Source organism: Pectobacterium parvum (assembly GCF_020971565.1).
GTDB lineage: Bacteria > Pseudomonadota > Gammaproteobacteria > Enterobacterales > Enterobacteriaceae > Pectobacterium > Pectobacterium polare.
The window spans coordinates 4,212,075-4,236,048 of record NZ_CP087392.1 but is presented as its reverse complement, the minus strand read 5'-3'; the positions used below and the strand labels follow the sequence as shown (position 1 = coordinate 4,236,048).

Here is a 23,974-nt window from a genome sequence, read left to right as displayed (position 1 = left end):
TGTGATGGCAATCCCTTCTATTGCTTCTTATCCCCTGCCGCGTGCACAGGATTTCCCTGAGAACAAGGTTTCCTGGGCGTTTGAGCCTGAGCGCGCGGTGCTGCTGATTCACGACATGCAGGACTATTTCGTGAATTTCTATGGCGCGGATAGCCCGCTGGCGCAGCAGTTGATCGAGAACATTGTGGCGTTGCGAACCTACTGCAAAGCACAGGGGATTCCGGTGGTGTATACCGCGCAGCCGAACGAGCAAAGTGCGGCCGACCGGGCGCTGCTGAACGACATGTGGGGCGCAGGGCTGAATAATCACCCTGAAAAACAACGTGTCGTGAGTGCGCTGGCACCGGATGAGCACGACACGGTGCTGGTGAAGTGGCGCTACAGCGCATTCCACCGTTCACCGCTGGAACCGATGATGAAAGAGATGGGCAAAGATCAGCTGATTATCTGCGGCGTTTACGGGCATATCGGCTGCATGATTACCGCGACGGATGCCTTTATGCGCGACATCAAGCCGTTCATGGTCGGCGATGCAGTGGCGGATTTCTCACTTCAGGAACACCAGATGGCGCTGAAATATGTGGCAACGCGCGCCGGACGGGTGGTTAGCACGGCAGAACTCACAGGAGCAAAAATGGTACAGGCACTGACAAAACAAGGACTGAGAGCGCACCTGCTGACCTTGATCGACGAAGAAGAGGATCAGTTCGATGAAGATGAAAACCTGATCGACTACGGTTTGGATTCGGTGCGCATGATGTCGCTGCTGACTGAATGGCGTAATCAGGGCGTCACGCTGAGCTTTGTCGATCTGGCGCGTAACCCTAGCCTGAATGCCTGGTGGGCGCTGATCGAAAAACAGCAGGGAGCCGCATCATGAAGCCTTTGAGCGTTGCGCAGCGCGGACTGTGGTTAGGTCATGCCCTGAACGATGATAAGGCGACGTTCAACACGGCAGAGTGCATCGCGTTTGATGGCAAGGTCGATATTGAAGCTATGCTGAGCGCGATCCGTCAGGCGGTCATGGAGTGTGAGTGCCTGTACTGCCAGTTTGTTGAGGTTGCCGGTGAACATGCCGACCAGCCGGAGATCGGCTTTGTGGCTTCACAACTGCCAGTGCAGATTGGCGTGCTGCCGATTATTGAACTGTTGCCTGCGCCGATGAAGGATGAAGAGCAGACGATACGCCAATGGGCGCGTGAGGAAATTGCTCGGCCGCTGGATTTGCTGAACGGCTTACCCTGTCGCTTTGCGCTGCTGTGCGGTGAAAAGCGTGATTTTCTCTACAGCTGCGTTCACCACATTGCGCTGGACGGCTTTGGCACGACGATGCTGTTTCAACGTATCGCCCAGATCTATACTGCGCTGACGGCGGGGCAACCCGTGGCGGTGGCGGAGTTCGGACCGTTCAGCGAGGTGCTGGAAGAAGAACAGCAGCGTGATGCCAGCGGGCAGACGGCGCAGGCGCGTGATTTCTGGCTGGAAACGCTGAATGCGATGCCGGAACCAGCCAGTTTCAGCGAGAAGAAAGCACCGATTGCGGCGCGTTTTTTACGCCAGAGCAGCGTGTTGCCGACGGATATTTGGCAGCCGCTGACGGCGCTGTGTGAAGGCAACAAAATCAGCTGGCCGGATCTGTTTCTGGCGATGCTGGCGACACACCTCAAGCTGGTATCCGGCAGCGACAGGCTGACGTTCGGCATGATGGTGATGAACCGTATCGGATCCGCCTCGCTGACGGTGCCGAGCATGCAGATGAATATCGTGCCGCTGTGCATTCAGGTAGATGAACAGGCGGACTTTGTCACATTGGCGCAGCAGGTTGCCCGCACCAAACGCACGCTGCGTCGTCATCAACATTATCGCTATGAGCATTTACGGCGCGATCTGAACCGCGTCGGTGGTGAACAGCGGCTCTTCGGTCCGCTGATCAATATCATGCCGTTCGATCATCCGCTCAATTACGGATCGCTGTCGTCCAGCACGCTGAATCTCAGCGCAGGGCCGGTAGAAGATCTGACGATCGAGATCCATTTCAAACCCGATGGCACACCGGTATTGGATTTTGATGCCAACCCGGCTTGTTACAGCCCAGAAGCGCTTGCCAGCCTGCAAGAAACGCTGTTCACGCTGCTTCAGCGCTGGCTAGCACAGCCGCAGCAAACCAGCGGCGAGCTGTTGGGACGCTGGCTGCGTGAAGAACGTGAACTGGCGCTGATCACCAGCCGCGAGCCAGAACCCTTTGTTGAACCGGTTCTGACGGCGATTGCCAAGCAGGCGCGCAAAAACCCGCATCATCTGGCGCTGACGCAGCGCGATCGACAGTACAGCTACCAGCAACTGCTGGATCTGAGCGGTCAGGCCGCTGCTGCGCTGCATGAGCGTGGTATTCAGCCCGGCGAGCGCATCGGCATTATGCTGAACCGCAGCCCGGAAACCATCATTTTCCTGCTGGCCGTGATGCAGTGTGGCGCGGTCTATGTGCCGCTCGATCCTGAACAGCCGCACGAACGTCAGCAGCACATCATCCAGATTGCCGGGCTAGGCACGATTGTGACGCAGGCGGATTATCAGCATCGGCTGGCGTCGGTCTTTTCCGGCGAGATCGTTCTGGCGGGGCATCTTCTGTCATCCAGCGCACAGGCTGCCGCGCTGCCGCCTGTGGAAACGAGAGACGGGCAGATTGCCTATGTCATGTTCACCTCGGGATCGACCGGATTGCCGAAGGGCGTGGAGATCGGTGCCAGCGCGTTGGATCACTTCACGGCGGCAGCATGTCAACGCTACGGCCTGCGAGCGGCGGATCGCGTGCTGCAATTTGCCCCGTTTAACTTTGATGCCAGCATTGAGGAAATTTTCGTCACGCTGACCAGTGGTGCGACGCTGGTGCTGCGTACCGACGAGATGCTGGAATCGATTCCGACCTTTGTCGAACAGGTAGAAGAACAGGCGATTACGCTGCTCGATCTGCCGACCGCATTCTGGAACGAATGGGTGGTGGGGCTGAAAACCGGCACGCTAACCATGCCTTCCGCACTGCGTGCCATCATCATCGGCGGTGAGGCGGTGTACCCCGAACAGCTGGCACAGTGGCAACGCCATGCGCCGAACACGCTGCGCTTAATCAACACCTATGGCCCAACTGAAAGCACGGTGGTGGCAACCAGCTGCGATCTGCAAACGCAGTCTGCCGAAGTGGCACAGCTTCCTATCGGTCTGCCGCTGGCGGGTGTCAACGCGCTGATTCTGGCGGCGGGCGATCGCCCTGCGATGGAAGGCGAGCTGGTGCTGCTGGGGCCAACGCTGGCAGCTGGTTATATCGGTACAGAACACACGGCGTTTACTCAGTTGGCGGTGGGCGATCAGGCGCTTCCTGCTTACCGCACCGGTGACAGAGTGCGGCTGGAGAAAGGACAGTTGCTGTACCTCGGGCGCATGGACAACGAGTTTAAAATCAGCGGCTACCGGATTCAGCCTGGCGAAGTTGAAGCCCATCTGCTGGCGCAGCCGGACGTTGATGAAGCCTGTGTGCAGGGCATTGTTTACCCCAACGGCGTGCGGCGACTGGTGGCATTTGTCGCCACGAAAGCAGGCGAGATTGATGCGCGTGCGCTGAAGCAGCGTCTGGGCAGCGTTCTGCCGCCAGCAATGATCCCGACCGATTATCGCGCCTTCCGCCAGTTGCCGAAAACCGGTTCCAACAAGGTCGATCGCAAGCGTCTATTAGCGGAATACCGCGACGAAGCACCGGCGCAGGCATTAGCCAACGAAACCGAGAACCGGGTCAGCGCCATCTGGCAGCAGATCCTCGGCGTGTCGGGGATCCAATCGCGGGATAACTTCTTCGAACTGGGCGGACAGTCGTTGCAGACCATCCAGATCGTTAACCGTCTGGCCGCCGAATTTTCCGTCAGCATCAAGGTGTCTGATGTGTTCGATCATCCCCAGCTCAGCGACTTCTGCCGCTATCTGGACGACAGGCTGTCACAGGATGAAAACAGCGTGGAAATGGTGTGGTAGGGAAAATGATGAACAAGGCACAACCTCTTCAGTTTGATTTCAGCGGCCAGACCGTCTGGGTCACCGGTGCGGCGAGCGGCATTGGCGAAAGCATTGCCCGCCAGTTTGTCGCACTGGGCGCGAACGTGATCGGCTTCGACCGCGCATTCCGACATCAGGACTCTTCGTATCAGGAATGTCCGTTTACCTGCGTGACGCTGGATATCAGCGAGCCGGACAGCGTGGCGGCGGTCTGTCGCCGGCAGCTGGCAGAAACGGGGCTCGATGTTCTGGTCAATGCCGCCGGGATTCTGCGTCTGGGTGACATCGATGCGCTGAGCGTGGACGACTGGCATCAGTGCATCAACGTCAACGCCTCCGGTGCGTTTTACCTGCTAAACGCGCTGGTGCCGCATTTCAAGCAGCAGCGCCGTGGCGCAATTGTCTGCGTCGGCTCGAATGCCGCGCATGTGCCACGTCTACAGATGGCGGCGTACTGCGCGTCAAAAGCGGCGCTCACCAGCCTGTCTCACTGTGCGGGTCTGGAACTGGCGCCTTACGGCGTGCGCTGCAATCTGGTGTCGCCGGGATCGACGGATACGCCGATGCAGCGTGGCATGTGGCATAACGCCGATGCCGAACAGCGCACTATCGCGGGCTTTCCTGACCAGTACAAACTGGGAATCCCGCTGGGCAAGATTGCTCAGCCGGAAGAGATTGCCAATACCGTGGTTTTTCTGGCTTCCGATCTGGCCAGCCACATCACCATGCAGGACGTAGTGGTGGATGGCGGGGCAACGCTGACGGCCTGATTTGCTGAGAGAGTGACAAGTCATGAAAGATATCGTAACGCTGTTAAAGCAGCTGGAACGGCAGGGCGTTCGTCTGGCGTTGAATGCACAAGGGCAGCTGATTTCGCAGTCCAACAAAGATGCGATCACGGCAGACATTGGGCGCACGATTAAGGAAAACAAAGACGCCATTGTGCGCTGCCTGACGGCGCAGCAGGCGTTTGAGCGCCCCATCACGCCGCAGAATGCGACGTCTGGCCCGCTATCGTCATCGCAAAGCGGACTGTGGTTTATCGAACAGTACGAAGAGCAGTCACACCTCTACAATATGCCGGTCTATTTTCGCCTGACCGGCACGCTGGATGTTGCCGCGCTGGAGTTTGCCTTTGACGCGCTGGCGCAGCGCCATGCCAGCCTGCGCACCCGCTTTGTGGTCAATGAACAGGGCAAGGGTGAGCAGCGTATCGATGCCTATCAACCGTTTGTGATACAGCATGATGACTTCTCGCTGCTGCCAGAAGCGGAACGGGAAGCGCGCTTGCAACAGCAGGTAAAAGCGGAAATCAGCCGCCCGTTCGAGCTCACGGCAGGCGATCTCACCCGCGTGCGGCTGGTGAAGATGAGTGAACGGGTGCACGTGTTGATGATCACCCAGCACCATATTATTTCCGATGGCTGGTCGGTGAAGAATATGTTTGCGGACTTCAAACCGGCTTTTCTGGCCTGTCAAAACCGCCAGCCTTATCCTGTCGAGCCGACCCAGCTTAACTATATCGATTACGCACACTGGTTCAATTCGGCCTCGTTTCTGGATTATCACAATGAATTCAAACCGTTCTGGGTTGAGCGACTGACGGGGATCCCCGAGGTGCACAGCCTGCCGCTGGATAAACCCCGTCCGGCGCACCAGAACAGCGGCGGTGAGGTGATCTTCTCCGCGATCAACAACGATCTGTGGGATAAATTCAAACGCCTGTGTCAGCGCTACAATACGTCTAACTTCATTGGCCTGCATGCGGTGTTCTCCCTGATGCTGGCGCGCATCAGCGGCGAGAAAGATATCGTCATTGGTTCACCGCTGGCCTACCGCGAGCGGCCGGATATCGAAGACGTCGTCGGCTTTTTCGTTAACACCATCGTGCTGCGTACCCAGTTGCAGGACAGCCAGAGTTTTGTCGATTACCTGCAATATTGCCGCGAGCAGGATCTGTCGGCTTTCGATCATCAACTTTACCGTTTTGAAGCGCTGAGCGAGGCGATCGGTTCCGATCGCACCACTGCGATCAATCCGATCTTCCAGGTGATGCTGGTGTATCAGGCCAAAGTGGATTTCAACGATCTGATCCCCGGCTGTGATGCAGCGGAAGAAACGTCGCCGGTGCTGCCTGCCAAGACTGATATTTCGGTCAAGGTGACGGAGCTGATGGGCGAGGTGCGGTTGGACTGGCTATTTGCCACCGCGCTGTTTGAGCGCCAGACGATCCAGTATTACGCCGACCGCTTTATCCGGCTGATTGAGGCCGTGGTTGAGGCACCGGAAACCGATGTCTGGCATCTGCCGCTGATGGAAGCGGAGCGATTTGACGCCGTGCTGGCAGAGAGTCAGCAACTGCCGCGTAGCTATCCGCAGCCGCAGCTGACGGTAACCGACGTGATTGAGGCAATCGCCCAGCGCGATCCCCAGCAGCTGGCGATAGCCTTTGATGGCGAACAGCGCACCGACACGCTGACGTACGCTGAGCTGAACAGGCAGGCGAATCAACTGGCGCACTGGCTGCACCGTCAGGGGCTGGGCGAACAGTCGCTGGTTGGCGTGCTGGCGAAACGCGATCGCTATTTTGTCATCGCGCTGCTGGCCGTCTGGAAAGCGGGTGCTGCCTATGTGCCGCTGGATCCCGACTATCCGCCGGAGCGGCTGCGCCACATCATTACCGATGCCAATCTTGCCGTCATTCTCGGCGGCGATGGGCAGCAGCTGGCACAGTGGTCCGCCGAACAGTGCATCGATCTGACCAATCCTAATGTTGTCGCACAGTGGCACGATCTGCCGGGCGATGAACCGCCTGCCATTCCGCGCCATGCCCAACAGCTGGCGCAGGTGATCTACACCTCGGGATCGACCGGTCTGCCGAAAGGCGTCATGATCGAACACGGTTCGTTGATCAATTTGCTGGACGATCATCGCGATCGCATCGCGTTCACGCCGCAAAGTACCATGTTCAACTGCATGTCGCTCTCGTTTGACGCCGGTAACATGACGACGCTGCTGCCGCTGAGCAGCGGTGGCACGTTGGCGTTTGGCGAGCCCAACGATCGGGCGATTGTGCAGGCCGAACAGACGGGTGCGACGCACTTGATCCTGCCGACGGCGCTGATGTCGATTCTCGATCCACAGCACGTTAATGGCATTCAGGCGATTGGCATGGGCGGTGAAGCCTGCCCGAATGCCGTGGTGGAAAACTGGGCCAATAAGGTCGCGCTGTACAACATGTACGGGCCGACGGAGTGTACCGTCACCGCGTTGAGCACCCGCCTGCGTAAAGGTCAGCCTGTCACCATCGGGAAACCCATCGCGCATATTCAGGCGCTGATTCTGGACGCGGCCGGGCAACTGTGTCCGGCGGGCGTGCCGGGCGAACTGTGTCTTGCGGGGCTTGGGTTGGCGCGTGGCTACCTCAATCAGCCACAGATGACGGCCAGCCGCTTTGAACATATCACGCTGAGTGATGTAAATAATGTCGAACACGGCACGGCGACGCTGCGCATTTATCGCTCGGGCGACAAGGCCAGACTGCTGAACAACGGCGACTATGAATACTGTGGCCGTATTGATGAGCAGATTAAGCTGCGCGGCTACCGCATTGAGCCGGGTGAAATCGAGGCACAGCTGGCGGCGGTCTGTCCGTTGTTGAAGCAGGTTAAAGTCATCGTGGCGCAGGTCGGGAACCGTCCGGCGCTGGTCGCCTATGGCACGGTGAAAGCCGGTAGCAGCAGCCCAGAGCCTGCCGCTGTGCTGATTGATGTCGCGAAGCATTTGCCCGAATACATGGTGCCTTTCCGGCTGATTCTGCTGGAAGACATGCCGCTGACGCCGAATGGCAAACTCGATACGAAACAGCTGCCGCCAGTGCTTGAGGCCAATGAAGGCGACGGTGAAGCCGATAATCCGCTGGAAGCGGACGTGCTGGCGATTTGGCGCAGCGTTCTGAATACGCCGCTGGGCGTTGAGGATGATTTCTTCCGCTTAGGCGGCGATTCCATCCTTAGTATTCAACTGACCACCCGTCTGCGCAGCGCGGGCTATGTCTGCACGGTGAAAGACGTTTTCGAGGCGAAGAGCGTGCGGCGTCTGTGCCGCGTGCTGGCACAGAATACCCGTGACACAGGGATTGTCGCGGAGCAGGGCGCGCTGGAAGGCGAATTCGCGCTGCTGCCGATTCAGCGCTGGTTTATGGAACAGCCGCTGGCACGCCCTGAACACTGGAATCAGGCGGCGATGATCCAACTGCCGGACGTGGATACCGAACGCCTGACGACGATGTTGCAGGCGCTGATGGCGCAGCATGACGCGCTGCGTCTGGCCTGTGATGCCGACGGGCAGCGCTATCTGACGGATGTGCCTTGCCCTGTGGTGTCGACGCTGGATTATCGCCAGCTCGGTGACGACGGCCTGCAACAGGCGTTTACCGCGTTGCAGAGTGAATTCGATCCCGCGCAGGGAAGAACGATGGCCGCCGCACTGGTGCGGCACCATCCGCAGGCCGACATGGCTGTGTTCCTTGCTTTCCACCATCTGGTGATTGATGCCGTGTCCTGGCGCATTCTGGTCGACGATCTGGAGCGGCTGTACCTCGGTGAACCGCTGTTGCCGAAAACGTCGAGCTATCGCCAGTGGGGCACGGCGCTGAGTAACTATGCTACGCAGCATGCGGAACAGCTGACGTACTGGCAGGCGCAGGAAGACGGCGTGGATCAGACGGCGCTGCTGGCGGCGAAAGATCCGCAGGGCCAGGCCAGTGCAGCGATTCTGACGCTGGATGCGGAAACCACAGGCCAACTGGTGAGCGAAGCGAATCGTGCCTTTAATACCGAAGTCAGCGATCTGCTGCTGGCAGCGCTGACCCGTACGCTAAACGATCTCGGCTGGGGCGACAAAGCACGCATCATGCTGGAAGGGCACGGTCGTGAAGCGATTGATCCGACGCTGGATGTCAGCCGCACGGTGGGGTGGTTTACCAGCACCTATCCGGTATGTCTGCAAGATCGATCTGACTGGACTTCCCTGATTAAATCCAGCAAGGAACAGCTGCGTCAGGTGCCGGATAAAGGCGTCGGCTTTAACCCGCTGCGCTACCATCACCCGCAGGGCAGCTCGCTAACGCTGTCGCCGATTGTGTTCAACTATCTCGGGCTGTCGGTTCAGGCGGCTGGTGTGTGGCGTCCGGTAGATGTCGCGCCGGGAGGCTGCGTCGCGACGGAGAATAAACCGGCGGAGGTTATCAGTCTCCACGGTGGTATTGCGGGCGGACAGCTGACGCTGCGTCAGGTCGGTTGCCTCAACCAGCGTGACAGCGAACGCCTGATGGCACGACTGACGGAAAATCTGCGTGCGCTGACGGAAGCTTGTTTGGCACAGCTGAACCACGGCACCGCCTTTACCCCCAGTGACTTCCCGGCGGTGACGCTGAGCCAGACGCAACTCGATAGCCTGTCGCAGCGTTATGACATCGACACGCTGCTGCCGCTGTCATCGCTCCAGCAGTCAATGTTGTATCACCGCCTGCGCTGTCCACAGGACGATGCTTACCATCTGCAAACGCCGATCCGCTATGCCCAGGCGCTGGACGTGGAAGGCTATCGTCAGGCATGGCAGCGTCAGATTCAGCGTTTCCCGGCGCTGCGTGCCGCGCTGGAAAGCGAGTGTGCCAGCGTACAGGTGATTGTGACGCAGGCAGACCTGCCTTTCTACTATCAGGATGTGGCGCAGGAGGTCGATCCACTGGCGGTTATCGAGCGCTATCGCCAGCAGGATTTACGCACCGGATTTAACTTGTCGCAGCCGCCGCTGTTGCGCATTGCCTGTTTCCGTTTGGGTGAGCAGGATTATCGGGTGCTCCTGAGCTGTCACCACAGCGTGATTGATGGCTGGAGTGGTCCACAGCTATTGGGCGCGGTACATCGTGATTATTTGCTGCTGATGCGCGCTGAAACATCCGCGATTCAGGTGGATCGCGCCTATGTGGGTCACGCGCTGCACGCCGTGGCGCAGCAGCCCGCTGTCGATGCCTTCTGGCAGCAGCGGCAGCCGCTGCTGACGCAAACGAACGATGTAGCGATGCTGTTTGCGGCGGCGGGGAAACGCGCCGATCTCAGCCAGCACCTGACGCAGGTTGAACCACAGGTCACCGGCGTGAGCCTGAACGAACAGGATCAGTCTGCACTGATTGCCTTTGCCCGCGAGGTGGGCGTTACGCACAGCATTATCGCGCAATACGCCTGGCACCGGTTGCTGGCGCGCTCGACCGGTGATTCGGTCAGTATTGTCGGGAATGTGCTGTCGGGCAGGGAAAGTCCGGTGGAGGACGTGGCGAGCAGCGTGGGTCTGTACATCAACAGCCTGCCGTTGGCGCTGAGCTGGCAGCAGCCGGTATCGCTGCAACAGCATCTGGTGCAGTTGCAGAATGAGCTGATGGCGATGAATCAGCATGCTACGCAGTCGCTGATTGCGCTGACGGCCGGACGTTCGCGTCTGTTCAACAGCCTGTTTATTTATGAAAACTATCCTGGTGCAAAAGTGGAGCAGGGCCAACGTGCTGATGAGCCGCATCGGTTATCTCCCGAATTCTCAGCCGCCTACGAAAAAGTCGAGATGCCGCTAAATCTGGTGGTGCGTGAGCAGGCAGGCTGCATGCTGCTGCGCTTCGAGTTTGATGCCGATGTACTGGACAGTGCGCAGGCGCGTCGCGTGCTGATGCGCTGGCATGACGAAGTGGTGGCGCTGGTGAATAGTTTACCACAGCAGCCAGCCGAGATTATCGGACATAGTAAAGCGGCGGCACGCGACACGACACAGCAAACCGCGTCGGGTAACCACGTTGGCTTGCCTGATACGCCGTCTGCCCAGTCGCTGCTGCGCGTGTGGGCGCAGGCGCTACATCTCAGTAAACCTAGTCCCAGTGAATCCGGCCTCTGGTCGCAGACGCTGTGTGAAAGCGGTGTCGATTCGCTCCAGCGTATTGCGCTGGCACAGGCATTGAGCCGGGCGTTAGCGCAGCCGGTGAGCGTGGCGTTATTACAACGCTACCCGTCACCGCAGGCGCTGAGCGGGTATCTGGCACAGTCGAGGGTTACCGCCAATGAGGAAACGCTGTCATGACAGGGAATGATGAAGCCGTAGGGAATCCGCTGGCGGATATCCAACAGCCCACGGCCTTCGGGCAGCGGGTGGGTGCCGCGCACGGTGAACAGCGGCACAGCAGTGAACTGATTAAGCACTATCCCACGTCTCTGGTGAGCGCGGCGTGGAGCTGGCTGCTGTACAAATACAGTGGTGAAGAGCAGGTGTGTGCGGCGTTCGTCACGGCCGATCTTCCTGACAACGTAAGGCCGCTGATCGTGCATTTTCACCAGCGCGATCGTCTCGTCAGCGAATGGATCGCTGCCGTGGGATCGTCGTGCGATCCGCAGTCTGCGTCAGAAATGCTGGCAGAAGATACCCAGCATGCGCTGTTTAGCAGCCTGCTGATCGTGGGGGAGATGGCATTGTTACCTGTGGTAGTACAAAAAGCGGCGCAAAACGTGGCGCTGATCGTACAGGTTCAGAACGATCGGTTAATTCTGACTGCGCCTAGTGGGCAGTTCGACAATCGGCAGCTACAGCGTATTGCCCGCGATCTGACGCAGCTACTTGATGGCCTGCTGGCACCGCGCTGGGAACGGCTGGCACAGATTCGCCTCAGCCCGCAGGTGGTGCCGCTACCGCACAGAGCAACGACGCACGCGCTGCATGATGAACTTCTGGCGCGCCTGACTCAGGAAGCGCGTCAGGATCGCGTGGCGATCGTCTTTCAGGAACGCGAAATTCGCTATCGGGAGCTGCTGCAACGTGTGGCGCTGATTCAGCAGGCGCTGGCGGCGCAGGGGGTGACGGCTGGTCAGCGTGTGGGGCTGCACCTTAGCCGTCAGCCTGACACTGTAGCGGCGCTGCTGGCCTGCCTGTTTTCTCAGGTGACGTTTGTGCCGCTGGAGCCGGATTTTCCGGGGGAGCGTCTACAGGCAATTCAGCAGGAAGCGGCGCTGGCAGCGGTCTTGCAGGACGGTTATACCGGCGGCTCGCTGGCGTTTGACTGTCCGATACTGAACCTGTGCGATTTACCGTACGCCGCCAGCGATTCCACGGCGAGCGTACAGCTGGCGCGGGACGGTGGACCGGAAACGGCGGCCTACATGATGTTTACCTCCGGTTCGACGGGGAAACCGAAAGGCGTGGTGATTGGTCAGCGAGCGCTGCAAACCTTTATTCATGCCAGCGTCGATCGGCTGGCTTTAACGGATAAGGCCAACTGGCTGCTGATTACCACGCTGGCGTTTGATATCTCCATGCTGGAAGTGTTTGCGCCGCTGTGGGTTGGCGGTGTACAGCACCTGACCACGCACGAGGAGTACAAAGATCCGCAGGCGGTCGCGGCGTACTTGCAGACTCGGCCTGAGATCAACATCTTGCAGGCTACGCCTGCTTTCTGGCGCATGATGTTCAAAGCAGGCTGGCAGGGCAAACCCGATCTGGTCGCGCTCTGCGGCGGTGAAGCGCTGGATCTGCGACTGGCGCAGCGTCTGGTCAGCCGGTGCAGGACGCTGTGGAACTGCTTTGGGCCAACCGAAGCGACAATTTGGTCGCAGATGGCGCAGATTGATGGCGCGGCGTTGGAGAACCAGCACACGGTCGCGCTGGGCAACACGCTGGCGGGCTATCAGCATCTGGTGACCGATGATGATCGTCATCCGCTGGCGGAAGGGATGGTCGGCGAACTGTGCATTCTCGGTGACGCGCTGAGCAGCGGATACTGGCAGCGTGACGATCTGACGCAGGATCGTTTTATTCAACAGGAGGAATCCGGGCAGAGAATGTACCGCACCGGCGATAAAGTCCGGCTGCTGGCGGACGATCGTTATCAGTATCTGGGGCGTTTCGACGATCAGGTGAAATTACGAGGGTTTCGCATCGAGCTAGGGGAGATCGAGGCGCAATTGAAGCGGATCGAGCAGGTGCAGGATGCGGCCGTCAAACTTCAGGGCGAGGGAGATGAGGCGGTGTTGGTCGGCTACGTGGAATATAAACCCGGCTCGGAGATGACTAAACTGGCGCTGCGCAAACAGCTGCATCAGTTCTTACCGGCTTACATGGTGCCGGGACGCGTTGTGGTGCTCGACAAGCTGCCCAAAACCGGCAGCGGCAAGGTTGATCGCAAGCGTTTGACGGACGTCTGATAGTCAGTGGGGCAGCGGTGCTGCTATTTCACTGCGATGAGCAGCTTCCTGGTCACATTCTATGTGAATGCGGAGACGGTTTCGTGCGCCACAATACTGCTATTCTCATGCTACCTCGTAGCACGCGCCCGCACAGGGCGGCTCAGTTGCCGTCGCCCTGTGAACCCTGGCTTCCGGCTAAATTATGTCGCTGCGCGATGCCTTCGTCGGTATCAGGCTTAACGGACCGCTTGCGACACGTTCCCGACGTGGCGCAAGCTTTCGCCGCATCCATGCGGCTCATCCTAAGCCTGCTCCCTCCTCAGCATAATTTCTTACGCCGGGTAACGATCAATCCCAGTTTCGCCGCTATATTATTTGTATATAAAACAGCACGATCAGAGGGAAATCGGTTGTAGCTTACTGGTGCTCTTGATCGGCGTCATCGCCAAACGTGATGGCACGTCCACGCGCATCCATTTGCGCTTTATCGCGGCTAAAGCCCATTTTGGCGCGAACGCCGCCCAGCATGCCGCTGCGTTGATAGATTTCGTTCGCCCGATCGCGGTTGTACTGGCTATCAGGGCTGATTTCCAGCGCGCGGTCGATCCACACTTTGGCCAGATAGCTATTCTGGGCGACGCCCGCGCCGGTACGGAAAGCATGGGCATAGTAACCCGCCGCATAGTCGCGGTTGGCATCCTCCTCGTCGTTCCATAATTCAGGCAGGACCACATCCACACAGACTGCCTGATCTTCCGCAATGTTGCTAAACAGCAGCAGCGTGCTCAGTTCCCTTGCTGCGCGCGTCCACACCGTTCTCCCCACGTTGGGGCGATGCAGTACGCCGAACATCAGTTCGCGTGCGCGCTGGTACTGCTCTGGCAACAGCGTTTCATTATCTCTTACCAGGCCATAGGCAATGTTGTACTGGCAAAATTCATTGCCTGCGTCTGCGGCTTTTTCCTGCCAGTATTTCGCTTTTTCTTGATCTTCATAAGGCGAAGGATCGCGCCCGTTACGGCGGGACAAATGCCCGGAATATAAATCGGAGAGCGCTGCCATTGAAGAGGCTTCTCCCCAGTCGGCGGCCTCGTGCATCAAGAATACGCCCGCTTCTTCAGAAACCGACTCAAACAGGTTAGCGGCGGCTTGGCCAAAATTGACATCGGACTCGAGAGTGCGGCAACGGGCGAGTAACGCATCGCTGTCGAACTGGCCTTGAGCGATGCCATAGAAACCAAATTTACTGGCGAGTGCGGCAATAGTGGTTTCATACGCTGAATCAGCCCACGCCTGACAGCGTTCCAGAAATTTTGGCATCAACGGGAAACGGTCTTCGATACCAGCAAAATTCACACAGCTTATTAAAGTGTCGAGTGCATCTTCATCAGGATGTGTTTCAGGAAGATCAACCTGCCACGCTTCAACCATCAGATCGTAGGCCAGTTGCATATCCGCTTTATTCCAGTGGATGCCGTTTTCATCCTCAATGCGTGCATAGTGGCTGAGGAACCAGGCGTACTGGCGTAAAACACGCGCGCGGGTTTCAGGAAAGAGTTCCAGACCCAGCAGCCAGTCGAACGTTTCCCGACAGTATGTGATGCTTTCGGTATCGTCTGCGTCTGGAATGAGTGCGGCATAGCCAAGGTAGTCCCAACACTGCGTCACACGCAGGCTGTTACGTTCCTGCTCTGTCAGCACTTCACACAGTGGTCCATCAATAAATTGTGTCATGACCTCATGGCTGCCGCCCCAGCGTGGGTACAGGAAGTAAACGCACTCTTTGCGCACTTCTACGTCCTGTGGACGAACGGCTAAGGTGGCACGCAGCCAGTAGTGCATAGGCTCTTCCCATTCGTGTTCCTCTCTGGCCGGCAGCGAAGTGGGCAGAGCAACAGGAAGCTCAACAAGTTCTTGTGCACCTTCATTACGCAGGTGCTGTAGACCGGCTTCCCAAAGCTCGGGTTCAATCTGCGCCTGACGCTGTGCGTAGGTCAGTGGCTCACCGCCTTGTAGTAAGACGCCGAGCCACTGTGGTTCCCCTAAATAGCAGGTCAAACGAAACAGGCGTGAAAAGGTCAGAGCAGGCCGCTGATGTAAAGCACTGGCGCGCAGGTATGCCGCGACGCCCAGATCGCGAGCCAGTTCCGCTCCCATCCAGCGATCGTTTTCGACATATTCTCCGCCATTTGAGGTACGAATCCGTGCAGCGGCGTTCTCCCAATATTGCCCTGTCAGATAAGTGGCGTGATAGCTCTCAGGGCGTGCGGCAACCCATGCCTGCAAGTGCGGCAGGGTATCGGCATCAGATACCGCTGGGTCAAAGAGCGAATTGACGTGCCAGAGATAGGTATAAGGCAGGTTCGGGCCGTCCAGCCAAACCTGATGTTCTTGTTCCAGCAGGGTATCAAGTGCATCGAATTGATGCGTCGCGAACATCTCGCGCAGCTGCGCGCGGCGCTTCACCAATGCGGTGAGTGATTCAGAAATTAATGTCATAGCGTAAATTTTTAGCCTGTTGTTGAGTCATCACGCCGACAGCATCGCGCTTTGTTATCGGCATGTGCTGGTGAATTTTGGGTTGTTATCTGTTTGATATCGAACAATACATAATTGAGTGCCCAGATAACACCGACAATTTGGGGGATGACCCCATAGGGAACAAATAGTGTGCTCTTTGAATCTCTGTACCGTGTGTATATTGATACTGTTTCTCTGTACTGGTATTCATCGCATCTATTTGGTCATGGTTAAAATAATACCTGATAAATTGATATAGATGCATCAGTTTTTACTGGAATGTAAATGATTTTTTAAAATTTTGTAATTAATGCCGTATGAAAAAGGATGAAATGCATAATTAAGCGTGCTGACTAGCGTATTATTGTAAGAACAGTGGCGAATTGTACTTAGTTAGTTGGTTTTTACGCACGGCGGGCTATTTTAACTGAGTATAATCTATATGCAGAATAATCTTAAAAAGTGAAAGATTTGCCTTATGTTTTTTCGATCATTCTTGCTTGAGGCGTTTTTTGGTAGAGCCAATTGAATGCTGATGTTATTGTCACTGGAGGTAGAGGTGAGTTATTTCCATGGGCTTCTTCCTAAAAAATCTTGGCTACCCCACCCAACTTTTTGATGGCGAAAGCTAGGCGGGGTAGCGTAAGATAATAATTTATTTGAAAAATCTTAAGCTCTCTTGGGTATGATGTAAGCGAGAAAATAAATAAAATCTTCATTAGAGTATTTGATTAACTTTGGATGTTGTTTAAATTAAATTGTTTGACGATAAAACTGAAAGCTGTTGTTTATTAATAAAAATATCCTCTATCTCTGCTTCTAATACTATGCGCATCATCACTTTGATATACTTCGTTTGCGTTTTGTTTAAAAAACGGTCGATAGACTGTGTCCGTTATCATTATTCAATAATAAAATATTTCCTATCGTATTTTCACATGTTCTTACACGGTTTGTTAATTTTATGTTGTAAATAATTGTTGCTGTTCCTATAAGCGTATAATTTTAGTTATTGTGCCAAAAATTTATTTTACGATGAATTATATGAAACAAAGCATTCATGGGATTAGGTATGAAAGATACATCAATAAATGGCGGGCTGGTTTATTTTCTTAATTTTTCTTTCAACATCAAAATGAGAAGCTTGACAAAAGATGAAGAAGTTTACCAATTAAGAAAAAAGGAAGCTGATGTTCTCGCGCTTCTATGCCGAAAATATCCACAGCCTGTTTCACAAGATGATTTTTTGACAGAGGTGTGGCAGGGAGGGTATGTCACTTCGCAAAGTATTGCACAAGTGATTCGCTCATTGAGGCGAATTCTGGAAGACAAAAATAAAAATATTATTACTACGATCCCTAAACTAGGCTATCAGCTTGCAACACCGCCATCTTTTAGTACACCAGAGGTAAATATTTATGAAGTCGAGCAGGAAAATATTTTTTGGAAAAATGGCAGTCCTGAAGTACTTGATGATAATAAGCATGCTATAGCCGAATCGAAATTTTCATTTCTCTATGAACCCTCTTTCGCGAGTAGATTTTTATCTAAAAAAGGATTTTTTCCGAAAAAAATATTTATGTTATTTACCTGTGGCATCGTTATTTTTATGGCCGTACTGATTTTTAGAGGATCAAAAATGCGAGAAATCCCTTTAATTCTAAATGAAGAACGTGCTCATGTTCGTAAAGATTTTATATGGAATGAAAATTATTTTTATAATGACAAAGATGATCTTTTATTTTGTAATAAAAAAGAAAAAAATGTAACGTGTTCCTCTGGCGAGGAACATAGCACCTATACTTGGAATAATTATTGACGGTACTAGAACCTATCCCATTAGGGCTACTTTATTTTCTATTTTGAATCTAAGCAGTGCTCGAAACCTTCATGTATTATGTGTACGCCTCGGTTTCCGCGCGCTGTTCGAGTCCAAACTCGTTGCACCAATAACGCCTACTGGGATAGGCTCTAAGTGATTTATCTGCTACGATCTGGCCATAGCACGCAATTTATCGGGTTTAAAAAATATTTATTAGTATATCTCGCCAAGTACTTTTCATTCATGACCACTCTAATATATTTTATGTTGTTGTATACTCGTTATGCTTTAAGTCGTCTGTACATTGGCTACGCTACTCGGCATCCTTGCGTGTGCTTCCCTCTACCCTAACGGACCAACGCTTTACGTTTTGTCCTGAAATTTGTATCTCACTTAATACTTGACTTTATTTTTCGAATGAGTGGTTTTTTTGTATATGCTATAATGCCAATGGTATTACTATTATTTTTTATTCACGAATGAGGTGGTTAACATGTTTTCACCACAGGTTAGCGCTGGAAGAATTAATGTTTTTTTGAGTAAAGTAATTGACGGTACTAATATAAAATTTAAAAAATTAACTATTAAAAGTTGCGAATTTATTCGATGAAATCGACTCTGTTAAAAATGGGGGGGGATTAAAGAAGAATTGAATAAATGTTTTGTTAGAGACTTAAGAGATGTCAAAAATATCACTAACTCGTTAAGATAAAGATTGGGAAAACAATGCTCCAGTATGAAAAAAGAGAAAGAATTATTAATTTATAAAATTTAATATAGAATTAATAATATTGTTGTTAATTGTGGTGATAATACTACGGTTAATGGGTTTGATTATAAAAAACACAATAAAGAAAGTCTTAACTATTTAAAATTTATAAGAGATGAACTTAGTGAAGATGTTGTTAATACCTCTAGAGATTTAATGTATTATTCACTGAGTTCTAATTGTAATAATGAATTTAAAAAAAAAGCTCTAATACTTTAGAGGGAAATAAAGGAATTGTTTCAAAGGATTTTTATTCAAAAATGAATTGTTTTATATAGAAGCATGAAAGTGCTGTTTTTTAGAAAATTAAAAAAATATAAATAAAAGTTATGAAAATACAAATATAAATAACTACATGAATAGAAATAAAAGTGTGTTATCACGATTATTGTTAAGATTAAATTAATTTAATATAGATGACGGCATAAAAAAACCTTCTAATGAGATTTACTCTGGTAAATAATTCTTAGAGGGACTTTATGGAAGTAGATTTGAACACTGCTTCTAGCGATCCTTTAGGGTGAGGCCATAACGGATCGAGTATTTAAATGCAGCTAACATATATGCAGCTTAAAGTATGACAAGTATACAATGGATGGTTTTTTATAAGTTCAGGTTTTTTTAATTGCATTTAAATTTATGGCGTATATCGTCCTGCAACGTAATGTGTATTCCATCCAATGTTCTTTTTTTATACGCAATAATCGAGATGATTTTTTTCATGTATCTATCATGATGGCGCGGAGTGCTAGAATGATAGTTACCGATTCCATCCCAAGAGTAGCCATGTCGCTGAATAGTCTTATGTAGTATCCATGTGCCGGAGAACACATTAGCACAACTATTCTCGCGTAGTGTTTTCTCTGATATACCGATCGAGCTAAGCTCTTTAAAATGAATGCTATTTATTTGCATCAGCCCAATATCTACTGTGTTGTTTTTATTTTTTGTCACGACATGCTGTCTATTTCCAGATTCCTGAAAAATAATTGCTTTAATTAATAGTGGATTAATTTGAAAGCACATTGCTGCTTCAGTAATACAGTCATACTGCTGTGTTGTGGCCGTTACCAGTGTTGGAAAAAAGAACGGCAGGGTGAAAATAATATTTCTCTTCATCATGATATATATCCCAGCTTTTAGCTGGGAATTATTAGGCCTGGTTATTTTGTGATAATTAATCATCGTCGTATGAAAGGAGATAATCAGGCTGTAACATTCTCGCCATAAACGCACTTGAAAATATTAATAGACATATCTGATTATTATCCAGAGGTGGGCTAGTATCATCTGTCACGGTTTTTAATTCATCATAAGATGTATACAATTCTTCTTTTTCTGTGTTGGGTGAATACGACGCTAATTTTTCCAATAGTTCTTTATGACTACTATCAATACATTTTTTGTTAGCACATTTTAATACTTTATCATGAAAGTCTGATTTTTCATTTGTGCTGGATTGGTTATGATAATTAGAATTATGTTGAATTATTTTTTCAATATTCATCGTTGGTTTTTTCCTTATCGTCGATAGTGTTACTGCTATTTTCTTTTTTGCATAATAAAGTTAGCTTTGTAGCGATGCTAGCGAGAGTCTCGGGTATAACGCCATTTAATTTTTTGTTTAATGAATCTATTTCATTATCTGCATAGTGGATCCATTCCCAACAAAGTGATTCACTCGGAAATCTGATTGCTTCCGTTTCGTTCTGTACAGTAATATGATTATCATCGGTGAATTGATAATGAGAGGTATCGACACCATCAGGAAGTGGAATAATTTTTGGTATCACAATTTTTAGATCTTTTTGATGTCCGCATTTCTCTTGTAAGTGGTGAATAATTCGCTCAACAATGACAGGATCGTGTAACGAAGATTTTAATGCTACAATCAAATGCTCACGCATGTTGACCATACGCAAATTTTGCAGTTTTTCATATTGATCCAGCATTGTGATTAACTGAGAAAAAAAGAGATGAAAGCCTGTTGAAAAACCCTCTTTTTCGCAGTTTTCTCTTAACTTGACTGTATGGGATTCATATTCTTCATGTATCTCACTGCAACGCCTGAGTGTACTTTCCAGTGCATTGACCATACGACGATATCTAGCCCGTTCGCTGGATTTAATTAACGTGAGTTTACTAAAATTTTTCGGTAATTCATTTTTGGTAATCGTTCGCATAAGTGATTGCCATTCTTAACAAATTGATATGGTCTGGGTGACTTGACATTGGATGTTCTGGTAATGTCATTTGAGCTGGAAAACTGAGAAAAAGGCGCTGTCTCAGCGCTATTGGAAAAGTAGCAAGCTGGCTAAGAATAAATGCCATACCCCACGCATAAGTATCCATGTGCTGCGTTACATTTTTCATCTCTACGTGGTGCACAAGAGGGAGAGAGATAAATGTTAGCAATTGATGGTCTATTAACAACGATGCACCCTGACTCAGCAATTGACTACGTAGTAAATATCCACCGATTAGGTGGGCAATTGTGGGTATTTTCTGCCAATGTGTGAATATGAGTGATGATATTGGGTCGTACGGCGTACTATTTACTGATAGATCCTCAAGTTTATATTGAGTAAGTAACCAGTAATTTATCAACGTATCGTCCCATATTTCATCTACCAGTAGTTCTTCTGGTAAATGACTCAGATCGGTGTAACTTATGGGATAGTATAAGATACTTATCATCTGTTCTATATTAGTTTTCATGATTGAGCGATCCTTTATCTTTATCCAGCGGTTCACTATCTGTTTCTACATTGTTATTTTTCTGATCAATAGGCGGTTGCCTGCTGGTCTTATAGAGTACATACGAGGTTATCGCTGTTGCGCACACGGCAATAATTATAAGAAGTATTGTCCACAAGCTTGGTATAGATGCTGGCGATTTTATCGGTGAAGCATACTGAATGAGTGGAGCAGAGAAAAGTACGACCGAGATATTCTCATAGCGTATATCATCCAAGCTGTTCTTAATTAATAATTTAATTTTAGAAATAAACGTGTTTTCATCAATTTCTCCTTTGAAAGAAATTAAAACACTAACATGGCTGCTTGTCTTTTTATTTCCGAGATCATTAGTAAAAGAGGGGTAACTTATATGTACTTTAGCATTAACTACTTGAGTGATAATTTTTAATGACTGTTCCAGCCTTTGTTCTTGCAAAGAGATTACACGGGCTTGTTCTGCATTTGGTGAAGAAACTAAAGAATTTTCTGGAAATGCATTCGCTATTTGTACGTCGGTAGACCAAGGTAATTTATATTGGCTAATAATAGAAAGCGCAGCCGTGACCTCGCTGTTATCAACTGCGATGGTATAGCCTGATTTCAATGTGCCATCTTTTCTTGCAGCAATGTTATGCTGCTGTAAAATGGCCAACGCTTGGTTAGCCTGTTCTTGAGTCAAGTTATTAAGGACGGCATCTTCACGGCAAGCTGACAACATCAATACCGTAAATAAAATGCTAATCGTCTGAAATATTTTTTTTATCATTACTGTGCTTTTTCCAGTGTTTCAATAGTACTGACCCCTTTACGTACTAATGTACTAACAAGAGACACGTAGTTACTATATTCACCTATGTAACTTTGCAGCGTTAATAGTTTTTGTGGATCACTGGTATATTCTGGCGATTGACTTAATATATTAATGACGTCTTTGAATTGCATATCTGTTTCACTAATTTTATTAAACGTGCTGGAAACTAGATTGTTAAAATTTTGATCGTGTACGCGGATAGATGAATGATCTTCTTGTATGGAAGTTTTGGGGGCTAAACGCGTTAGCGATAATAATGCTTCAACTGGTTGGCTCATGCGATATCCTAATAAAAAAATATGCACAGGGAGTTCCTGTGCCCTAAACATTAACGGAAGTTTTGAATAATGCTAGCCCCAATGTCTTTGTAGGCTTTAACTGTACTAGTTTGCGCACTACGGAAAAGGGTATATTCCTGCAATTTTGCCTGGTAGTTGGCTAATACTGCTGGATTAGATGGATCTTTTTGCAGTTCCTCCTGTGCTGCATTTAGATCTTTCATCATACCTTCGGCTCCTTCTTCAAAGGCTCCGGAGATATCATCTAAAAAATAATCATTGTTGTACCCTAACTTTGGGTGTGCTAGATCAGTCATAATTTATGTCTCTCTTTTTGAGTGGAAAGTACCAATGGCGAGGGTTCAAGAACAGATATCCGTTAGAGGAGTCTACATAGGATTTATCTTGCAACCAATTTTCATCAAGATTGATTGAAAAATTGATTATGTTGCTGCCCCATTTATTGCTAAAATTTTTTATATATTGGCTCAAAGATGTTAGTACGCTGTCACTGAGTGCATCACGTATTATCAGCGAATAGCCCACCTCGGTATTGACTTTTCGATAAGCGATATGAAGCCGATCAAGACCCAGCTTGGCTTCTTTTAATAACTGTTCTTTATTCTTAACGATAAATCTTATGTCCGTGGCAAAAGGAATCTTTTGGAGGAGGACCGATCTTAAATTTTCTTCTTCTGTTTTGGATAACGGTAGGTAAATTGCCAGAATAGGGTGCTGGGGAGTACTGTAATCAAGTTGTAAAACCGGATAGCCTGCTTGGTACAACATTGCTACAGTATCTTCTCTGTGTTGAGCTAGCCATACAGGAACGACATTTTGGTTATCTTTAATTTTGATGAATAGTGCTTCTTGCGCCCATTCCATTTCTTGTAGCTTCTGTGCAAGAACGAAGATAGTTTTATCATCACGACTTTTCACCACTTCCAGAGGTGAGGGTGAACCAGAAAGCACGCTATTTAATGTTAGTACATGTCGATCAGATTCAACTTTTTTATACCAAACAACCGAGGCTGAAATTAGCAATAAAAAAAGAAGGAATAAACCAAAAGCGATCGCTCGATTTTTTCTTTTTTTAAAAAAATTAGCGATGTCATGATTAGTTAAAACATGATCATTTTTCGGCTCAGTGGACTGACGGTTATAGTTTATTATGTCCTCTGGCCAGATTCCTTCGCTTTGCTTAAAAGCAAAACAGATATGTTCATGCGTGAATATTTCGTTTTCATCAATGAGTACACTTTTATTTCCTAAAACATCAAGAACCTCTACACGGTATCCCGTTTTCTCTTCATTTACCAGCCGATGTGACAGACGTAGTATTATGTTTGGTGAAGGAACACTACAAGGAATATACAGTGTATTTAATGTATAGTGTACGGCATGTTCTTGTACCGATGAGAGCCCAGCAGTTTCACCTTGCAGTGTAGAACTTGGGTTGATAATCAAAAAATAATCGCCAGCGGTAACATTCAGTTCGCAACCAAACATAGGGCCAAATAGCAACTTTATTGTAAAATTATGTAATGGCATATCACTTACTGATATTTCGTCAGTTTTTTCTTTCATTTGGTTATTCATAAAAATGAACCGTTTTAATTTAATTCTTCTGTCTGTTGTTATGCTCAATTTTTTTGTTATGTATTGAGCCATTCGGTTGTATTAGCGGTGTATGCGTTGATAAACAAAAAAATGTGAGCTTTAGTAAAGCACGCCGCATACTATAGACATAACGAGTTTGTAGGGCAAATTATTTTT

Annotated in this window: 15 protein-coding genes; 6 read left to right on the top strand and 9 right to left on the bottom strand. The window is 50.4% G+C overall.

The features are described 5' to 3' along the window. Positions 1-4 precede the first annotated feature (4 nt). Genes LOZ86_RS19025 through LOZ86_RS19005 form a run of 5 tightly spaced genes read left to right on the top strand, consistent with a single transcriptional unit; the run spans position 5 to position 13,277 of the window. Positions 5-880 carry an isochorismatase gene (locus tag LOZ86_RS19025; RefSeq protein WP_039481747.1) on the top strand — a complete coding sequence of 292 codons (876 nt, stop codon included), beginning with the start codon at positions 5-7 and terminating at the stop codon, positions 878-880. Beyond that, the gene (locus LOZ86_RS19020) at positions 877-4,020 is read left to right on the top strand and encodes a non-ribosomal peptide synthetase (RefSeq protein ID WP_230242628.1); all 3,144 of its coding nucleotides are present in this window, start codon (positions 877-879) and stop codon (positions 4,018-4,020) included. The genes LOZ86_RS19025 and LOZ86_RS19020 overlap by 4 nt, the downstream gene beginning before the upstream one ends. A gap of 5 nt (positions 4,021-4,025) precedes the next feature. Then, positions 4,026-4,811: a 2,3-dihydro-2,3-dihydroxybenzoate dehydrogenase gene (gene dhbA / locus LOZ86_RS19015; protein WP_039481742.1), complete on the top strand. Its 786-nt coding sequence runs from the start codon at positions 4,026-4,028 to the stop codon at positions 4,809-4,811. A gap of 22 nt (positions 4,812-4,833) precedes the next feature. After that, entirely contained in the window at positions 4,834-11,166 is a 6,333-nt protein-coding gene (locus tag LOZ86_RS19010; protein ID WP_165707526.1) for a non-ribosomal peptide synthetase, read from the top strand. After that, a complete protein-coding gene (locus LOZ86_RS19005) occupies positions 11,163-13,277 on the top strand; it encodes an amino acid adenylation domain-containing protein (RefSeq protein ID WP_230242626.1) in 2,115 nt (704 codons plus the stop codon). The genes LOZ86_RS19010 and LOZ86_RS19005 overlap by 4 nt, the downstream gene beginning before the upstream one ends. Before the next feature lie 399 nt (positions 13,278-13,676). Here LOZ86_RS19005 and LOZ86_RS19000 read toward each other — a convergent pair whose 3' ends face one another. Further along, positions 13,677-15,758, bottom strand: a complete 2,082-nt coding sequence (locus LOZ86_RS19000) for a DUF4034 domain-containing protein (RefSeq protein WP_039481737.1) — start codon at positions 15,756-15,758, stop codon at positions 13,677-13,679. A gap of 1,093 nt (positions 15,759-16,851) precedes the next feature. Between LOZ86_RS19000 and LOZ86_RS18995 the strand changes: the two genes are divergently transcribed. After that, positions 16,852-17,598: a transcriptional regulator gene (locus LOZ86_RS18995; RefSeq protein ID WP_052012027.1), complete on the top strand. Its 747-nt coding sequence runs from the start codon at positions 16,852-16,854 to the stop codon at positions 17,596-17,598. A gap of 1,393 nt (positions 17,599-18,991) precedes the next feature. On the opposite strand, the gene LOZ86_RS18990 is transcribed toward LOZ86_RS18995, so the two are convergent. The 8 genes from LOZ86_RS18990 to LOZ86_RS18955 are packed head-to-tail and all read right to left on the bottom strand — an operon-like array spanning position 18,992 to position 23,797. Further along, positions 18,992-19,492: a lytic transglycosylase domain-containing protein gene (locus LOZ86_RS18990; RefSeq protein ID WP_106389049.1), complete on the bottom strand. Its 501-nt coding sequence runs from the start codon at positions 19,490-19,492 to the stop codon at positions 18,992-18,994. Positions 19,493-19,547: 55 nt separating this feature from the next. Then, complete coding sequence (locus LOZ86_RS18985; RefSeq protein WP_039481735.1) at positions 19,548-19,877, bottom strand: hypothetical protein; 330 nt, start codon at positions 19,875-19,877, stop codon at positions 19,548-19,550. Then, on the bottom strand, positions 19,867-20,553 hold the full coding sequence (locus LOZ86_RS18980) for a type III secretion protein (protein WP_161546666.1): 687 nt from the start codon (positions 20,551-20,553) through the stop codon (positions 19,867-19,869). Before LOZ86_RS18980 ends, LOZ86_RS18985 begins: the two co-directional genes overlap by 11 nt. After that, positions 20,531-21,088 (bottom strand): hypothetical protein, encoded by a 558-nt coding sequence (locus tag LOZ86_RS18975; protein ID WP_039481731.1) that lies wholly within the window; start codon positions 21,086-21,088, stop codon positions 20,531-20,533. The genes LOZ86_RS18980 and LOZ86_RS18975 overlap by 23 nt, the downstream gene beginning before the upstream one ends. Beyond that, entirely contained in the window at positions 21,078-21,875 is a 798-nt protein-coding gene (gene sctJ / locus LOZ86_RS18970) for a type III secretion system inner membrane ring lipoprotein SctJ (protein ID WP_039481727.1), read from the bottom strand. Before sctJ ends, LOZ86_RS18975 begins: the two co-directional genes overlap by 11 nt. Further along, on the bottom strand, positions 21,875-22,198 hold the full coding sequence (gene sctI, locus LOZ86_RS18965) for a type III secretion system inner rod subunit SctI (protein ID WP_039481725.1): 324 nt from the start codon (positions 22,196-22,198) through the stop codon (positions 21,875-21,877). The genes sctJ and sctI overlap by 1 nt, the downstream gene beginning before the upstream one ends. Positions 22,199-22,248: 50 nt before the next feature. Then, positions 22,249-22,515 (bottom strand): type III secretion system needle filament subunit SctF, encoded by a 267-nt coding sequence (sctF, locus tag LOZ86_RS18960; protein WP_039481722.1) that lies wholly within the window; start codon positions 22,513-22,515, stop codon positions 22,249-22,251. Next, positions 22,508-23,797, bottom strand: coding sequence for a PrgH/EprH family type III secretion apparatus protein (locus LOZ86_RS18955; protein WP_161546665.1), 1,290 nt, complete (start codon positions 23,795-23,797; stop codon positions 22,508-22,510). Before LOZ86_RS18955 ends, sctF begins: the two co-directional genes overlap by 8 nt. Positions 23,798-23,974 lie beyond the last annotated feature (177 nt).

What these genes read in the sequence shown, in the direction of transcription:
- LOZ86_RS19025 (WP_039481747.1), top strand. Translation starts at nt 5, where the DNA reads ATGGCAATCCCTTCTATTGCTTCTTATCCCCTGCCGCGTGCACAGGAT.
- LOZ86_RS19020 (WP_230242628.1), top strand. Translation starts at nt 877, where the DNA reads ATGAAGCCTTTGAGCGTTGCGCAGCGCGGACTGTGGTTAGGTCATGCC.
- dhbA (WP_039481742.1), top strand. Translation starts at nt 4,026, where the DNA reads ATGATGAACAAGGCACAACCTCTTCAGTTTGATTTCAGCGGCCAGACC.
- LOZ86_RS19010 (WP_165707526.1), top strand. Translation starts at nt 4,834, where the DNA reads ATGAAAGATATCGTAACGCTGTTAAAGCAGCTGGAACGGCAGGGCGTT.
- LOZ86_RS19005 (WP_230242626.1), top strand. Translation starts at nt 11,163, where the DNA reads ATGACAGGGAATGATGAAGCCGTAGGGAATCCGCTGGCGGATATCCAA.
- LOZ86_RS19000 (WP_039481737.1), bottom strand. Translation starts at nt 15,758, where the DNA reads ATGACATTAATTTCTGAATCACTCACCGCATTGGTGAAGCGCCGCGCG.
- LOZ86_RS18995 (WP_052012027.1), top strand. Translation starts at nt 16,852, where the DNA reads ATGAAAGATACATCAATAAATGGCGGGCTGGTTTATTTTCTTAATTTT.
- LOZ86_RS18990 (WP_106389049.1), bottom strand. Translation starts at nt 19,492, where the DNA reads ATGATGAAGAGAAATATTATTTTCACCCTGCCGTTCTTTTTTCCAACA.
- LOZ86_RS18985 (WP_039481735.1), bottom strand. Translation starts at nt 19,877, where the DNA reads ATGAATATTGAAAAAATAATTCAACATAATTCTAATTATCATAACCAA.
- LOZ86_RS18980 (WP_161546666.1), bottom strand. Translation starts at nt 20,553, where the DNA reads ATGCGAACGATTACCAAAAATGAATTACCGAAAAATTTTAGTAAACTC.
- LOZ86_RS18975 (WP_039481731.1), bottom strand. Translation starts at nt 21,088, where the DNA reads ATGAAAACTAATATAGAACAGATGATAAGTATCTTATACTATCCCATA.
- sctJ (WP_039481727.1), bottom strand. Translation starts at nt 21,875, where the DNA reads ATGATAAAAAAAATATTTCAGACGATTAGCATTTTATTTACGGTATTG.
- sctI (WP_039481725.1), bottom strand. Translation starts at nt 22,198, where the DNA reads ATGAGCCAACCAGTTGAAGCATTATTATCGCTAACGCGTTTAGCCCCC.
- sctF (WP_039481722.1), bottom strand. Translation starts at nt 22,515, where the DNA reads ATGACTGATCTAGCACACCCAAAGTTAGGGTACAACAATGATTATTTT.
- LOZ86_RS18955 (WP_161546665.1), bottom strand. Translation starts at nt 23,797, where the DNA reads ATGAATAACCAAATGAAAGAAAAAACTGACGAAATATCAGTAAGTGAT.